The organism is Bartonella numerosa (assembly GCF_037070845.1).
Lineage (GTDB): Bacteria > Pseudomonadota > Alphaproteobacteria > Rhizobiales > Rhizobiaceae > Bartonella.
On the sequence record NZ_JAYMZI010000015.1, the window covers coordinates 1 to 15,910 of the forward strand.

At 39.5% G+C, this 15,910-nt stretch carries 16 protein-coding genes, 2 tRNA genes and 2 pseudogenes; 10 read left to right on the top strand and 10 right to left on the bottom strand.

The window, feature by feature from the left end; translation table 11 throughout:
• From WCP75_RS04725 to WCP75_RS04755, 8 genes and pseudogenes are all read left to right on the top strand, one after another.
• Positions 1-468 (top strand): hypothetical protein (locus tag WCP75_RS04725; RefSeq protein ID WP_336277098.1); only part of this gene is annotated, 468 nt, incomplete at its 5' end.
• A gap of 80 nt (positions 469-548) precedes the next feature.
• Positions 549-776, top strand: a complete 228-nt coding sequence (gene relB / locus WCP75_RS04730; RefSeq protein WP_336277099.1) for a type II toxin-antitoxin system RelB family antitoxin — start codon at positions 549-551, stop codon at positions 774-776.
• Positions 760-1,029, top strand: coding sequence for a type II toxin-antitoxin system RelE family toxin (locus tag WCP75_RS04735; protein ID WP_336277100.1), 270 nt, complete (start codon positions 760-762; stop codon positions 1,027-1,029). The genes relB and WCP75_RS04735 overlap by 17 nt, the downstream gene beginning before the upstream one ends.
• Positions 1,030-1,266: 237 nt before the next feature.
• Complete coding sequence (locus tag WCP75_RS04740) at positions 1,267-1,584, top strand: hypothetical protein (RefSeq protein WP_336277101.1); 318 nt, start codon at positions 1,267-1,269, stop codon at positions 1,582-1,584.
• A pseudogene (locus WCP75_RS05035) lies at positions 1,565-2,020 on the top strand (phage terminase large subunit); the annotation flags it as partial. The gene WCP75_RS04740 and the pseudogene WCP75_RS05035, both read left to right, overlap by 20 nt.
• Positions 2,000-2,632, top strand: a complete 633-nt coding sequence (gene bgtA, locus WCP75_RS05040) for a gene transfer agent endolysin BgtA (RefSeq protein WP_442894950.1) — start codon at positions 2,000-2,002, stop codon at positions 2,630-2,632. The pseudogene WCP75_RS05035 and the gene bgtA, both read left to right, overlap by 21 nt.
• Positions 2,629-2,856: pseudogene (locus tag WCP75_RS04750) on the top strand (hypothetical protein). The gene bgtA and the pseudogene WCP75_RS04750 overlap by 4 nt, the downstream one beginning before the upstream one ends.
• 128 nt (positions 2,857-2,984) lie before the next feature.
• Positions 2,985-3,203 carry a hypothetical protein gene (locus WCP75_RS04755; protein ID WP_336277103.1) on the top strand — a complete coding sequence of 73 codons (219 nt, stop codon included), beginning with the start codon at positions 2,985-2,987 and terminating at the stop codon, positions 3,201-3,203.
• A 192-nt stretch (positions 3,204-3,395) separates the two neighbouring features.
• Here WCP75_RS04755 and WCP75_RS04760 read toward each other — a convergent pair.
• The 3 genes from WCP75_RS04760 to WCP75_RS04770 all read right to left on the bottom strand — a co-directional run bounded on the left by WCP75_RS04760 (position 3,396) and on the right by WCP75_RS04770 (position 5,319).
• Positions 3,396-3,470 (bottom strand) — tRNA-Val (locus tag WCP75_RS04760).
• Between the two features lie 96 nt (positions 3,471-3,566).
• Positions 3,567-3,929 (bottom strand): cell cycle two-component system response regulator CpdR, encoded by a 363-nt coding sequence (cpdR, locus tag WCP75_RS04765; protein ID WP_336277104.1) that lies wholly within the window; start codon positions 3,927-3,929, stop codon positions 3,567-3,569.
• A gap of 490 nt (positions 3,930-4,419) precedes the next feature.
• Positions 4,420-5,319 carry a serine aminopeptidase domain-containing protein gene (locus WCP75_RS04770; RefSeq protein WP_336277105.1) on the bottom strand — a complete coding sequence of 300 codons (900 nt, stop codon included), beginning with the start codon at positions 5,317-5,319 and terminating at the stop codon, positions 4,420-4,422.
• Between the two features lie 250 nt (positions 5,320-5,569).
• Between WCP75_RS04770 and WCP75_RS04775 the strand changes: the two genes are divergently transcribed.
• Entirely contained in the window at positions 5,570-6,055 is a 486-nt protein-coding gene (locus WCP75_RS04775) for an Hsp20 family protein (RefSeq protein ID WP_336277106.1), read from the top strand.
• A 507-nt stretch (positions 6,056-6,562) separates the two neighbouring features.
• Here WCP75_RS04775 and WCP75_RS04780 read toward each other — a convergent pair.
• Positions 6,563-6,639: transfer RNA gene (locus tag WCP75_RS04780), tRNA-Pro, on the bottom strand.
• A 459-nt stretch (positions 6,640-7,098) separates the two neighbouring features.
• Between WCP75_RS04780 and WCP75_RS04785 the strand changes: the two genes are divergently transcribed.
• Positions 7,099-7,452, top strand: a complete 354-nt coding sequence (locus WCP75_RS04785) for an iron-sulfur cluster assembly accessory protein (RefSeq protein ID WP_336277107.1) — start codon at positions 7,099-7,101, stop codon at positions 7,450-7,452.
• 950 nt (positions 7,453-8,402) lie between these two features.
• Here the strand turns inward: WCP75_RS04785 and WCP75_RS04790 are convergent.
• The 6 genes from WCP75_RS04790 to WCP75_RS04815 form a co-directional block, all read right to left on the bottom strand.
• Positions 8,403-9,332 (bottom strand): lipid A biosynthesis lauroyl acyltransferase, encoded by a 930-nt coding sequence (locus WCP75_RS04790; RefSeq protein WP_336277112.1) that lies wholly within the window; start codon positions 9,330-9,332, stop codon positions 8,403-8,405.
• A gap of 6 nt (positions 9,333-9,338) precedes the next feature.
• Positions 9,339-10,367 (bottom strand): zinc-binding dehydrogenase, encoded by a 1,029-nt coding sequence (locus tag WCP75_RS04795; protein ID WP_336277108.1) that lies wholly within the window; start codon positions 10,365-10,367, stop codon positions 9,339-9,341.
• Between the two features lie 66 nt (positions 10,368-10,433).
• On the bottom strand, positions 10,434-11,708 hold the full coding sequence (locus WCP75_RS04800; protein ID WP_336277113.1) for a beta-ketoacyl-ACP synthase: 1,275 nt from the start codon (positions 11,706-11,708) through the stop codon (positions 10,434-10,436).
• 14 nt (positions 11,709-11,722) lie between these two features.
• On the bottom strand, positions 11,723-12,898 hold the full coding sequence (locus WCP75_RS04805) for a beta-ketoacyl-ACP synthase (protein WP_336277109.1): 1,176 nt from the start codon (positions 12,896-12,898) through the stop codon (positions 11,723-11,725).
• A 10-nt stretch (positions 12,899-12,908) separates the two neighbouring features.
• Complete coding sequence (locus tag WCP75_RS04810) at positions 12,909-13,193, bottom strand: acyl carrier protein (protein WP_336277110.1); 285 nt, start codon at positions 13,191-13,193, stop codon at positions 12,909-12,911.
• A gap of 215 nt (positions 13,194-13,408) precedes the next feature.
• Complete coding sequence (locus WCP75_RS04815) at positions 13,409-15,712, bottom strand: NADP-dependent malic enzyme (protein ID WP_336277111.1); 2,304 nt, start codon at positions 15,710-15,712, stop codon at positions 13,409-13,411.
• Positions 15,713-15,910: the final 198 nt, after the last annotated feature.

A 15,910-nucleotide genomic window follows, 5' to 3' on the forward strand; every position in this document is an offset into this window, starting at 1 on the left:
GTTTCACGGGCAAAAACGCCTCGAGAGCCTGCTAATAAATTAACAATTGAAATGCGTGCTAAGCATTTTGGTTTAACTGTGGAAGAGGCAAAAAATCCTCTTTCTGGCACATATATTGGGCGCTTGTATTTGCAAGGTGAGCTTAGTCAAGATCAGTACGATGCCGCACAACGATATTTGCAAATCAGAAACGACTATTTATGTGCAAAAGGCTTATCTGGAGCGGTTTATAATGAAATGCCTTCATCCTCTGATGATGACGCAAGGGATAAATGGGTGAAAATGGCAACAGAACAGTTTTTAGCTGTGAAAGATGTTATCACAGAAGCTCAATGTTTACATCGTCAACATAATTTGCTTGCTGCGCTGCAATATGTTGTAATTGAAGATCAATCATTGCCATATCTTGTGCCTTCATTACGGATTGTTCTTAATGTATTGTGCCAGCATTTTGCTGAAAAAAAATAAAAAGTGTGATGCAGTGAAACGTTTTTCTGTACAATGTGTTATATTTGTATTACAGTGAATACAAATATAAGGATTGCGTTATGACGATATCTATTCGATTGCCAAGTGATCTTGAGACACGTTTAAACGATTTAGCGACTAAGACAGGACGCACAAGGTCTTTTTATTTGCGGGAAATTATTGAACGTGGAATAGAAGAGGCGGAGGATTACTATTTGGCTTCTAAAGTAAGAGAGCGTATTCAAAATGGAGATGCGACTTTTTACAGTTCTGAAGACGTAAGGAAAGAGCTTGGCTTGGACGATTAGATACGAAAAGAAAGCCCTCAATTTTTTAAAAAAATGTGATAAAAAGGAAGCACGTCGAATTGTAGATTTTTTAGATAAGCATATTGCTCTTCTTGAGGATGTGCGTGCTGTGGGTAAACCTTTAAGGGGACAATTGTCGGGTTTGTGGAGGTATCGTGTAGGAAATTATAGGATATTATGCGATCTTTGTGACAAAGAACTTGTGGTATTAGTTTTAGCTGTCGGACACAGAAAAAATGTGTATAAAGATTAAGGTAAAATATACTTTAATCCTTATTTTAGATACCAAATTTATATAAAAATACAATATTTAGATTTTTTGTGTTGACATGATTTTAAAGATCGTATTTAATGACGTCGCTGTACTAGTGTAGTTGTGTCTAAAATTGCAGCGAACCTATACTCCTTTTTAGAAATTGACGTATTTTTTATTGTTGAAGCCCTGCATTTGCGGGGTTTTTTGTTATCCTTTTCACAAAAGGAAATATCCATGCAAACAACGATTGAACAACCCGCAAAAAGAAAGCCCCCCAAGGCTGGTCAAGGGCGGGTAAAAGGTGTTCCGAATAAGACAACGCGTATTCTTAAAGAAGCGGTGATTAAAGCTGCTGAGAGAGCGGGGGAGAGATATGGCGATGATGGTTTGATCTCTTACCTCGAAAAGCAAGCGCTCAAATGCCCAGCTGCTTATCTGTCACTGTTAGGGAAGATTTTACCTCTTCAAGTGACGGGAAAAGATGGTGGGGCGATAAAGATGATAGGGCGTGTGGAAATCGCCCCTTTAGTAGATGATAACCAGACAGATTAAGATTGTACCAAAGCTTATCCCTATTTTTACAGGTAAAGCGGCGGTGCGTGCAGCTTGGGGTGGGAGAGGATCTGGAAAGACGAGATCATTTTCCCTTATGGCGGCATTAAAAGGTTATCAGTTTGGTATGGGAGGGATATCAGGGACTATAGTTTGTGCTCGTCAGTTTCAGAATTCACTTGCTGAGAGTTCTTTGGAAGAGATTAAACGCGCCATTGAAGCTCATGACTTTTTAAAGGACTATTACAAGGTTGGAGAGTCTTCGATTAAGTCGCTTGATGGTCGTATATCTTTTCAATTTTTAGGGCTTGATCGTAATATAGCAAGTATTAAATCGATGGGTCGTATTTTGCTCTGTTGGGTGGATGAGGCAGAACCTGTTACAGAAACGGCTTGGCAAACTCTTATTCCAACATTGCGTGAAGAAGGGGAAGGCTTGCGACTACACGCTTATCAAGATGTCTCTGGCATTTGGACTATTGGTTATGGTCACACTGAAAAAGCTGGTAAGCCAAAGGTCGTTGAGGGTGTGGTGATTACAGAAAAAAAAGCCGAGACCGTGCTTTTAACGGATTTGCGGCAATATGAACAAGCTATAGAAAAAGCGGTTTGTGTGATTTTAAGTGACGAGCAGTTTGGTGCTCTTGTTTCCTTTTGTTATAATGTAGGGACAACAGCGTTTTGCAATTCAACATTACTCAAAAAGCTCAATCAGGGTGATTATGAAGCTGTCCCATCGGAATTACAGAAATGGGTTAAATCCGGTGGGAAGCGTCTTCAAGGTCTTGTCAACCGTCGAGCAGCAGAAGCTGGTTTATGGGCGGGGGGAGCTTATGTTGCTTCTAATTACCAAAGAGTGGCAATAAAAGAATCAACAAGTCTTTTCAAAATAGAAGCCCTTGCACCAATTATAGGTTCTTTTTCAGGGCTTGGGGGATTATTAGCGGGCAATGGTCCAGTTCAATGGGCTTTTGCGGCCATTATGATTGTAGCTGCCTGTATCGGTATTATGTTTGTAGCCAAACGTTTTCGTGAGCAACATCTATGATTTGGTCTATGAAGAAAAACTTTTTACTTATTATGGCAGCTTTCGCTGCTTTTTTTATGGCTTTAGTGAAAGCTTTCTCCCTTGGAAAAAACGCGGAGCAACAAAAGTAAACAAAGAAAGCTTTAGAAACGGCGACAACACGACTTGAGGTGAATAATGAAGTTAACAAGAAAAGTGATGGTGCTGTGCGTGCTGAACTTTCTCATTGGGTGCGTGACGAATGAACGTTCTGCCTGTGTTGGTTGGATGCCAATCTATTTGGATTGTAAAGACCTCAACGTAATAAGTTCAAGCTTAGCAAGAGACATCTTAAAGCATAACAAATAGGGCGAACATTTGTGTGGATGGAGATATGGTTAAAAGAAAAGTTGAAAAGTACACAGAGCTTACAGATGCAGAAAAAGAAATGCTGCAAGAAATAATAGTTACTTACCAAAGTGTAAAAATGATGTTTCGCTTTATGAAATGGATCGCACTCATTATCTTTTTATTTATTCTTGAATTTTCACACCTCATAGAGGCGTTAGATAACATTCTCATACATCTAAAGCAGTGGATAACGAAAAATTAAAAGTCGTACTAGAATCAGGGAGCATATTTGTTTTTGTCTAAAGGAATTCAGTTTATATGCTCACATTATTCTGTAAAAAGCATACTTTATAAAGACATGTTCGAAAATCCTATTCCCTCACCTTTATTTATGTATCCCTCACTTTTAAAAAAGAAAACAAAATCAATAAGCTACACGCAATAAAAACACCAGTGGTGGGCGTGACAGGGATTGAACCTGTGACCCCTACGATGTCAACGTAGTGCTCTCCCGCTGAGCTACACGCCCGTTCAATAGTGGGCATACACCACATAGAAACGCAGACGTCAATATCTAATTTGCTTTATACTTAATTAAGCATGAATAAACCACAAAAGTCATCCCTCAAGCTGCTATGAGTATTTTTTCGACTTCGTGAACTAGTTCGCGTAAGTGGAATGGTTTGGAAAGTACTTTTGCATTAGGAGGAGCATCATTATTCGAATTCAGTGCAACCGCTGCGAATCCTGTGATAAACATCACTCGTAAATCGGGGTCAATTTCGGTAGCACGACGCGCTAATTCAATTCCGTCCATTTCTGGCATTATGATATCTGTTAGTAGAAGAGAAAATGGCTCTTCTTGCAGACGCTTATACGCACTTACACCATTGTCAAAATCAGCAACTTCATAGCCTGCACGTTCTAAAGCTTTTGCTAAAAAGCGACGCATATCATTATCATCTTCTGCGAGCAAGATTCGTTTCATGGTTATGTTCCAATCGCTTCATTTTCAGAGTTTTTCTACATCGATCTGCACAATACAGAACATTTATAAAAAAATCGATAAAATGCTCAATAATCAAAATGAATGGAAAAATGGTTAATTCCTGTATTCTTACCGATGGTACTGTGTATTGATTTAAACTTTATTAAATTAGGAACGTTTATGTTGCTCGAAAAGAAAGAATCACGATGTACATATTCCCGCTCCGGTTATCAGAAGACTGTATTTTTGTCTATTTTTTTAAAACAACTGAACGATTCTTTCGATTATACTCATCTCAGAATGTGGCAATTTGAAGAGGCTGAAGGATTAATATATTATCTCGTTATGCTTAAAATTACAGTTTATATATTGTATTTATACACATATATGTATCAGTATTATTAACAATAAAATTTATAATGTTCAATTTTTGTTGCATGGTATAATATTTAATACATTATATACTATACTAAAATAACTTCTATCATTGTTATTCACAAAGGATAAATGCGTTAAATGCAGCTAAAAGTTGTTTCCTATAATATTCTTTGTTTATAATTGTATTAAGATCAGCACCGATGATTGTGATGCTGTCCGCTATGCGTGTATGTTGGCATAATTCTCGTATTTCGATATTGTTTGTTATATTGTTTTGACTGGCAAGAACGAACATAGTTGGAGTTTGTAACTGTCCGCTAAGTATGTTTTTTTTTGCGGTACCGATTGCATTGAGTACTGACGCCATCCATCGGGATGTCGGAGGGGACGTAAGAAGATAAGGGGACGCAGATTCTTCATTAACGAGCGGTATGTTTTTTCGTTTTATTTTTTTTACACCTATCACTGGTAAGAATCCTAAGCCTGTATTACAGAAAAACTGTGTCAATTTATGCTGGAAGCTATCCGTTTTATTTCCGAATGGAGCAAAAGTGGGAGAGACGCAAAGCATTTTGCTGAACTTATGATTGATCAAACTTAGCCCATTGAGTGCTGTCAGTCCGCCTATGCCGTGAGAAAGCACGTAATAAGGCGATTGACAAATCGGATAAGCAATATTCTTAAAAAAATAATTTAACTCCTTAATATTATTTTGAATATCAAAGTTTTTATACCGTCTTTTTTTTACAGTGGTGCGTTGTGGTACTGCTTTATTAAAACAGTCAAATATTGCTGTACAAAAACCGCGTTTAGATATTTCATTTATTGATAAAAAATATTCCTCCATACTATTTGTATAGCTTTTAAGAATAACGACTGTTCCTTTGGGTTTTCCTATTTTAGGGTGTGTTATTATAAAATGGATTTCGCTATCAATATCTGTTTTAAGGTGTCCGCTACGGATATGAATAAAGCGAGAATCCAAGTTTGTGGAATAGCAGGGTATTTGCAACTGGTGTCCTTTATGGTGTATTTTGCAGTTTAATGCGAAGTTAGGCGAAGAAAGAGCTTACATTAATGTAATGATAATGAAGGATTAAGAAACAGTTACGCTTCTTAATTAAAGGAAGAAGTTGAAATAGAAAAGTACAATCACCAAATAGAGTGCGTAGTCGCCACAATGGGGCTGCGGGTTCACAGGCAGGTTTGCCATTCGGGAACATTGTGAGTCAATTATAGTCGCTCTAAAGGAGGGCAGTATTATGCGTCAAGTAGATTTTTCGCCATTTTATCGTTCAACAGTGGGTTTTGATCATCTTTTAAACTGGTTTGATTCCAGAACGCATCCTGATGATGTTTCTTCTTATCCGCCGTATAACATCGAGCGCTTGTCCGAGGATTCTTACAGAATTTCTATGGCTGTTGCTGGTTTTTCTCAGGATGAGATTGATATAGAAACGCATTGCAATCAGCTGATTATTAAGGGAGAAAGGGCGCCTGAAAATGAAGATGAAGGACGGGAGTTTCTTTATAGAGGTATAGCTTCTCGTGCTTTTGAGCGACGTTTTCATTTGGCTGATCACGTTAAGGTGATTGGGGCAGAGCTCGGCGATGGTCTTCTTCACATTCAGCTTAAAAGAGAAATGCCGGCTGAACTCAAACCGAGAAAAATAGCCGTGCAGCCATCATTGCCTCCTGCAAAAGATGGTGGCGATCATAATATATGTAAGGCTGGTTCAGAATCTTAGAAATCATATAACGAATTTTTTAGGAGCGAAGCAACGCGAGATTCCTGTCTCGCGTTTTTTCTATTCTTTGTTCAAAGTAGAGTAGAAACCACCTTACAAATTCCAAGATATAGACGTCACCATGTATTATTAGACGTTCGGAAAGTCAAATAAATTTTGAAAATTTTATGCGTACATTTCATGCGTATATCGGAGAATAATGATTTAATTCAACAATGTAGTTGTACGTGAATTTTGTATTAAGTGAAAAATGAGAGGAGATATAGGGGAGTTAATTGTTGTTTTTTGCTGTCATATGGCTTTTCCACTGGATAAGTGTTCTCTTGGATAAAATTCCTGCAGTAGGAAATTAAAAAACCATGGAAACAAAAATAGAGAAGAGGAATTTTCCAAAAATCTAGGAGGTGGCTCTGGAAGGGCGGACTGTTGCACAGTCTAGCGCTAGATTACCGAGAAATTAATGATCTACGATAAAGCTGAAGACGAACTCAGAGCACTACCTAAAGATGGTCGGAGCGGCGGGATTTGAACCCACGACCCCTTGACCCCCAGTCAAGTGCGCTACCAGGCTGCGCTACGCTCCGAATGGTATAGAATGACTAAACGAGTATCTCTTTAAAGGCAAGAAAAATAGGCGGGATAGAGTCTAAAAAAACTTGCTATTTTTAAAGTGGCTTATAAAAATAAAAGCAGTATCTCGTGTTTTTATGTTTTTTTTCAGACTAAGGGGAGTAACTGAGGTGTTCGGCTTTTCGTTCATTGTCGGTTTTATAGAGAGTATGCATGTGCGTTTTGCTGATTTGTATATGTTGGAAGGACGAGTGTTTCGTTTGTGGTAATAGGTGTGTAACATGAGAAATATAAAGTAGGAATTTTGGCGGTTACATAATAGCGGAGCTAGGCTGTTGTGTTTTTTTGTTTTTTAAAAAAGACAAAAGTTTTTCGGTGTATATTTTTTGTTATATCTCTGATGAACAAGGTAAGAGAAGTATTTCAGTAAAATTTTCTTCAAGGTGTTTATTTAATAAGAAAAGAGTAGATGAATGGGCCGTCGTTTTTCAGTGATCAATTTGACAGAAGCTGCAGTGGGTCGCGTGAAAAGTATAATGGATGCGAAAAATGCGTTTGGTATCCTTGTTGGTATCAAAAAAGGTGGATGTGCGGGGATGGAGTACACAATTTCTCTTGTACAAGAAAAGATCCCTGATGCAGATGTTGTTGAAATTGATGGTGCTCGTGTTTTTGTAGCACGCGATGCGGTATTATTTTTATTGGGAACACAAATGGATTATGAAGTAACAACACTCCGTTCTGGCTTTGTATTCAACAATCCCAACCAAATTTCAGCATGTGGATGTGGTGAGTCTGTAGAACTTCGTCCTGCTTCGCGGGAGTAGTTGAATAAAACTCAGTCGGAGTTGAGTTATTTTAATGAAGTTGTGTTCAGTAGGTGAGCGGGTTTACTTTGAGAATAAAAAGCTCTGATATTTTTCTTGTTCTGTGTCCTTAGCATTGTTCCAGAGTTCTTCTATTTCGTCTAAGAGTGAGTCGTAAAGGGGCTTTTTGTTGAGTGTGCAAACTTCCCTTCAATACAGCGATGGTGACTGCGGAGTTTTGTATTTGGTGCGTTTAGTTGGTTTTCGTAAATCAATATTCAGATGGTGCGAAAAACACAGTGAAGCGAATAGAGATCGCAAAATTTTTCTCCGATGTCCGCTATCCCTTTGTTTTAGATAGAGTTTCTCATTTCGCTGAGTCTTTTTTGGTTTTTGCAGAAATTTTGTTATCTTTATGGCGATTAAAATCTTTTTCAGTAGAGGTCTTCAGTAGAGCCAGTACCTTATTTACTGGCCGGATATTTTTTATTTTTCCAAGAGTACTCATTGTGGAATTAGTTTGTAAGTTTTTACCTTCGCATTATTCTTTTTTCGGCTTGTTCTGTCTTTGTATTTATATTTTTTCATTCGTTTTTTACAAAACTACGTTCTTTTATTCTGCATTTTGATAAATGTGAGGATAGCAGCGAAATATTCTTTTTATAGTTATAATTACACAAACGACGTTTTCGAGAGTAGAACTTGCTCCTTTTTCCGCGGTGGTGGTGTGATAGACTTCTTACAAAAGAGGATTGCTGAGCTCATCATAAATATCTATTCGGTTTCTTTGTTCGATGGCACCAATGAACCTTGAAACTTTTTCACAGAGATAGGGTATGAGGGACTCAAATGTCGGCTTTATATCCCGAATGCGGCCGCTATCACGATTTCGTAACTCCGCAACAATTGTGGCTAGCTCATTGATATCTCTCGATGTTAAAATTTATACCTTTCTGTAAATGTTGGACATGTCAACTATCCCAGCGTCTGTGCAACCACATCCATTGACCAGGATGTTCTCGGACCCAAGATTCAACTATATCATTTAGCTTTTGAGTAGAAGCGGCTATATCAATTTCATTTTTTTTATTACGTGGAAGTTCTACCCGTTCATATAATTCTAAACGATGGCGCCCTCCAGCTAAACGAATACAGCGTGCTGGATAAATATCACACCCATATTGACGGGCAAGTTTTATAACTAGAGGATTGGTCCTAAGCGGTTTATTAAAAAATGTACCTAAGACACCTCGGCGGAATTTTTGATCAACGAGAGCCCCAATATTTTTACCTTTTGCTAATTTAGCCGCTAATGCCCAAGCTGCGCCTGCTTTAGATGGCACAAGGTGCCCCATGGAAGTTTGCCGAGCTTTAAGGATTTGTTTTGCAATATAGGGATTATTGGGCGGTCTGAATAGTACTGTAATATCAAGGCCAAAACTTTGTGCGCATATCGGAAGGAGCTCAAAGTTTCCAGTGTGGGCCGTAAAAAAGATGTGCGGTTTTTTTTCATTTCTCAACCGTTTAAATATTTCTATGCCGCTAACCTCGATGAGCCCCGGCTTATCGGAATTTGGGTCAAAGTCAAAAATCTTATCAAGAAAAACGTATTCAGCTAAGGATTGCCCTATATTTTCCCACATCTCTATTGCGATTGCGCGAAGTTCTTGTTCTGTTTTTTCCGGATATGCGGCCTTAAGATTTGCGAGTGTGATTTTATGACGATTTGTAAAAGGACCAATTGTTTTTGCTAGCCACGGAAAAAAAGAAAATCCAACGTTAATGGGAATGTATTTTAGAATAGATAAAGTACAGATTAAAGGATATCCCCATAACCAATAAGATAAGTTTTTTCCTATAATTTGAGTACGATACAAAAAAAATTTAATATAAGACTTCATCATGAATTAGTCGATTTCAAGAATAATTTTACCAAAAATGTCACGCGCTTCCATTCGCTTTAAAGCTATATCAATTTTATCAAATCCAACGAGTGTATCAATGACAGGGTGTGTAATTTTTTGTGCCATTTTTTGCATGGCATTTTGCATATTTTGCATACGACATCCAAATGAACCGAGTATTTTAAGCTGCTGCTGGAACAACTGCATTAAATTCATAGAAACCGAAATACCAGATGTAGAACCACAAGTTACCAATCGTGCTCCCCGTTTCATACACAATATAGAACCATTCCATGTATCAACTCCCACATGTTCAAAGACAACATCAACACCTTTTTTTTGGGTTAATTTGCGCACAACACCTTCGAAACGATCTTTACGATAATTAATGACATGATCGGCTCCAAGAGATTTTGCCTTTGCAATTTTATCGTCTGATCCTACGGTAGTAATAATTCTGCAGCCCGTATGTTTTGCGAGTTGAATAGCTGCTGAGCCAATGCCAGAGCCTCCTGCGTGTATCAGTATTGTTTCTCCGGCTTGCAGTTTTGCATTATCGAAGAGCATATGTTCTACGGTACCAAAAGTAATTGGAGCAACAGCTGCTTGCAGTTTATCGCATTGGGAGGGAGCTGGAACTAACAGACGTGCTGGTAAATTGACGAGCTCACACGCAAAACCATCGCAATGAAAACCGTAAATGCCCTTTACGTCATCGCAAAGATTATCACGTCCTTCATTACAGGCTTTGCATTTTCCGCAGGTTCGTGCGCCGTAAATTGAAACAAGTTGCCCAAGCTGTAGACTATTAATGTTAGCTCCTAATTGAACGATCTCACCTGAAGCTTCAGCACCAATTATTAGTGGCATTTTCCTTTTAGCGAAAGCCATGCCACGCCATCCCCATACATCAATGTGGTTAAGGGCAACGGCTCTTATACGTACCGTCACTTCATCTGGGTTCGGCGGTGGAGGAGGAGGAATATCGGTAATTTCAAGTCGGCGTTCATTGAATAGTTGCAGCGCGCGCATTATCGTTCCTTTTGTATCTATGCTATCAACTTAGGCATTATTCAGTTTAATTATTACAGAGATTGTTTATCCTTTATATGCCGTAATAACAAGACTAGTATTTTGACCACCAAATCCAAAAGAGTTTGATAAAACCGCGTTAACATGGGCTTTTCGGCTACAGTTGGGGACAACGTCCAGGGGAATAGCGGGGTCGGGGTTATCATAATTGATTGTGGGAGGAAGAATTCCCGACTGAATAGTTAGAAGAGAAAAGATAGCTTCTATAGCTCCTGCAGCAGTTAGTGTGTGCCCGATCATTGATTTATTCGAAGAGATCGGAATATGTTCCAGGACACTACCAAAGACTGTTGACAGTGCAAGATATTCCATTTTTTCGTTTTCAGGTGTTGAGGTTCCATGTGCATTGATGTAGTCAATTTCATTGATGTCCATTTTTGCGTCATTTAAGGCTTTGCGGACAGATTCGATTGCTGGCGATGCATCTGGTTTTGAACGTGTACGATGAAAGTCATCTGCTGTTTCTCCGCAACCTGCCAAAATTCCCAAAATCGTTGCACCGCGATCTAATGCGCTTTTTAGAGATTCAAGAACGAGAGCGCCCGATCCTTCTGCCATAACAAAACCATCTCGATCATAACTAAATGGCTTTGCCGCTTTTTCTGCAGGATCGTTTTGGGTTGAAAGGGCGGATAGTAACGAAAAACGGATGAGAGATTCTGCTGAAACGGAACCATCGGTGGCAATCGTAAGTGCACGATTTGTTTCTCCTCGTCGAATAGCTTCAACACCCAGTTGAATTGCTGTTGCACCGGATGCACAAGCTGTTGACAGTGTTACTGGAATTCCCTTCGTTCCGAATTTCTTTTGAAGTTTTTCCGCGATTGCGCCAAATTGTGTGGTTTCGAATAACGTTTCATGGAGTTTATTTCTACAAACTTCAAGAATCTGCTCATAGGAAGGTTCATTGTCGAATCCTCCTTCCTGACTGAGGGAAAAGCGCGATTCCCACTCAAGCTCAATGGGGGGAGCTGCTAAAAATAACGGTCCATCAAAACTTTCTTCATTGAGAACTGCCTGTTCCAGAGCTTCTTTTGCTGCAAGGTCAGCGAGTTTTTCAGAAAGAACTGAGGCACCAAGCGAACTTTCTTTAAGGAAATCAATAGTCCCTGCAATACGCGTACTCAATCCTTCAACGGGAAAGCGCGTTATTTTATGGATGCCGCTGACACCATTTATTAACTTTTTCCAATTTTCATACTTGCCTTGCCCCAACGATGTTACAACTCCTGTTCCAGTTATCGCAACAAATGGACGTCCGAGATGATCGTTATATTTCACTGCCAAAATTTCCCTTAAACAGCGGTTAAGCGTACTATACCTTCAGCTCTTTTTATACCGAAAGCAGTAACAAATGCTTCGTGCACTTCTTTAGTGTGGTGTTTTTCGTGGGTACTTAATGTTGGGAAACAGCGTCTTTTTTCGATAGTAATAGCAGCAATTGCAAGTGCTAAGAGAAACTGTGCTTCCCGCATATAGCCAAATAGCGTTGTAATACCGCGATAAAGCATATCCGCATCGTCAAGGGCGATTTGTTCTGCTTTTGTTTCTTCATGAGAACCCGAAGCGGCTGAAATAGCCAAAGCAGCCCTTGCCTTCATCGTTTCCAACATCGTCGCAATCGATTTTTTAAGCGAAATTTTTTTTCTATCTGTTTGGTCTGTGATAACTTGGCTGATTTCGGCGTAAATACGTGCATTACGCTCTTTAGCGTGTTTTCCATTTTCGAGAACTAAAAAAACACCACCAGAGCCGGTTATGAGACCGCCACCAGGATAATGTTTACGGTCCCACACCGGTGCCCATCCATTGCGTGTCAAGAGTCCCCCAAGCTCATGTGCCAGCAACATATCGTAGCTTTGTGCATTGTAAGAGCTTCCCACCAATGCGTGCGTACTTTGTCCAGATCTAATACGGGCTGCAGCAATTTGAATAGCAGAGAGCCCGCAGCCTTCCTCTCCCATGAAGGTACGAGAAGATCCAGTTATTTTATGAACAATTGAAATATTTCCAGCTAAAAGGTTTGAAAGTTGTGCTAGAAACAGGGTAGGGCGAAGTTCGCTGGAGAGGGCTGAATTCAGCATGGAAGCACGATCGGAGGTTGCGCGTGCTCGGGAGAGAATTTGTGTATCAACAGCAATATCACGTTCTCCTCCGCTCGCGGCAATAATCATATCCATTGTCGATGTTAATTGCCTGTTATCTTTTATGCCCGCGTCATCAAGAGCAAGGCCTGCTGCATAAGTTCCGAGACGCTGCCATGTCCCCATCTGCCGTTGATCACTTCGTTTCGGAATCTGCAAACTCCAGTCGACCTCGACCAATTTATGGACAGGGTAAGGGTAAAAAGACTCGTAATCGATATTCGGTGTGACTGTAGGATCATTCAAGACGCTCCAATGGTGATCTATTCCTTCACCCAGAGAACTTACCAATCCTATACCCGTAATGAATACAGCTTGATCAGGCATAAGAAAAAAATCACCCTTCTTGCTTCAAAGCAACGAGCTCATCAATTTTTGCGCAAAGATTCTTGAGAACAAAATATTCTTCTGTTGCAACCGTTCCTTCGTTAACTTCTTGCGTCCACTGCTCCAGTGGGATTTTAATCCCAAAAGCTTTGTCAATGGCAAAAACAATATCAAGAAAATCAAGACTGTCGATTCCTAAATCGTCAATTGTATGGCTTTCAGAGGTGATCATACTGCGATCAATTTCGCTAATTTCTGCGATAATATCAGCAACTTTATCAAATGTAGAGGACAATGTACGATTCCTTATTATGGTTATAGGACTGTAAGTTTTAAATGCACCTTAACGCCACTCTTTTAGTCTTTTTTTTCAAACAAAAAAAGACTTAATCTGAAGTACAGCTATTATTTTCGGTAATAAGCAACTCTACGCTCAGAAACACTTTTCTTCAAGATTTTGAGAGGAATTCCGGTTTTTCTTTTATGGTTAACTTATTCTTCTTTTCAGGATTACTTTCTGTTTGCAGCAAGGACCGCGAGGGCTGTCATGTTAACAACTCCCCGAGAAGTTACTGAAGGTGTTAGTATATACGCTGGGTGTGCGGCTCCAATTAAGATAGGGCCGATATGAAGCGCGTTCGCTAAATTTTTAACAAGATTGAGCGCAATGCTGGCTGCATCGAGCGTCGGAAAGACGAATAAGTCAGCTGCGCATTCGAGGTTTGAAGCAGAAGAGGAGGGGTTGCCTGAAATTTTGGAAAGTAGGCTACTACCATGTGCTTCCCAATTAGCATCCAAATTTGGATGTAATTTTGTAAGAATTTCGGCTGCGCGGCGCATTTTGCATGTATTTCTTGTGTTTTTGTGACCGAAACTTGAATGTGATAGTAAAGCAACCTTTGGCGTGATGCCGAATACTTTGATTTCTTTGATTGCCAATGCTGTCATTTCAGCTATTTCTTCAGCAGAAGGATCCTCGTTGACGTAAGTATCTGTAAAGAAAATAGTTCGATTCGAAGAGACGAGCAAACTGATAGAAAAAAAGCGGCTAACGTTTGGGTCAAGTCCAATAATCTGTTCAATTAACTCAAAATTTCGTTCAAAATTTTCTTCTAAACCACAGATTACTGCATCAGCTTCTCCACGTATTATCGCAAGGGCAGAAAGCGCCGTTGTTGAAGTTCTTACAATGTTTTCTGCGACACTTTGTGGAATGCTACGCTTCTCTGTATGATGGAGAAATAACTTAACATAATCGTGAAAATGCGGATTACTTTCTGGATCGATGAGCTCAAAATCTATATTGGGGCGAATCTTTAAACCGAGACGATTTAACTTTTCTTCCACTATGTTTCGGCGACCAATAATGAGGGGAACAGCAGTTTGTTCTTCGAGAACAGTTTGTGCTGCACGGAGTATACGTTCGTCGTTACCGTTGGCATAAATCACGCGTTTGCGCTTTGCTATTTTTGCGGCTGCAAAAACAGGTTTCATAGTCAGGCCAGAGCGGAATACGAATCTGTTAAGGATATCATGATATGCTTCCATATCTTTTATCGGTCGGATTGCGACACCCGTTTCCATCGCAGCTTTGGCAACAGCTGGGGCAATTCGCAGTATTAAGCGTGGGTCAAAAGGGGAAGGAATAAGATAATCTGGTCCAAAAATTGGTGGCTCCTTGGAGTATGCGCGTGCTGCGACGTCAGAAGATTCTTCACGGGCGAGGGAGGAAATAGCATAAACCGCGGCTATCTTCATTTGTTCATTGATTTCGGTTGCGCCAACATCTAGTGCGCCACGAAAGATGTAAGGAAAACAAAGGACATTGTTAACCTGGTTAGGATAATCAGAACGTCCTGTGCAAATCATCGCGTCAGGCCGTGCGGCACGCGCTTTTTCTGGCATAATCTCGGGCGTCGGGTTGGCTAGTGCTAAAATTAATGGATTCGGAGCCATTTTTTTCAGGTATTCAGGTTTTAGAACACCACCCGCTGAAACACCTAAAAAAATATCCGCATTATCAATAATTTCAGATAAAGTTCGTGCATCAGTTTTTTGCGCATAAGCGACTTTCCAGCGATCCATAAGTGTCGTTCTTCCTTCGTAGACAACCCCTTCTAAATCGCTAAGCCAGATATTTTCAATTTTTGCTCCAAGTTGGACTAAAAGACTAATACAAGCTAAAGCTGCTGCACCTGCTCCTGAAACAACTATTTTTGCGTTTTCAAGTTTTTTCCCGGCGAGCTTCAACGCATTTAATACAGCGGCAGAAACAATGATAGCGGTTCCATGTTGGTCATCATGAAAAACCGGAATATTCATTTTGGAACGAAGTTTTTCTTCAATTTCAAAGCATTCAGGTGCTTTAATATCTTCAAGATTAACGCCACCAAATGTAGGTTCCAAGGCAGACACGGTTTCTATCATTTTTTCAACATTGGGTGCATTAACTTCAATATCGAAAACATCGATATTCGCAAACTTTTTGAACAAAACGGCCTTTCCTTCCATAACCGGTTTTGAGGCGAGTGGGCCGATATTGCCTAATCCAAGAACGGCGCTTCCATTTGATACAACGGCGACTAAATTAGAACGGGAAGTGTATTGAGCAGCAAGATTTGGATCTTTATGAATTGCAAGACATGGTGCAGCTACACCTGGAGAATAGGCGAGAGACAAGTCATATTGATTATCGAGTGGCGTTGTTGCTTGAATTTCCAATTTTCCAGGTTGTGGATGTTGGTGATAAAAAAGCGCTGCGTCATCAAGTTCAGTTTTGTGTAAACTGAAACTATTCTTCTGTTCTTTAGACATTTTTACGATATCCAAATTAATATACGTCTACTTTATAATATTTTTATATTATGAATTTTATTTATTAAGAAATATGATCGTATGAATATTATACACAAACATGATATTTTTTTAATGCTAGATATTAATTTTAACTTGTATTAATCAGCATTTTTATTGATATAGTCAATATTATTTTTCTTTCTTTTAGAATACATA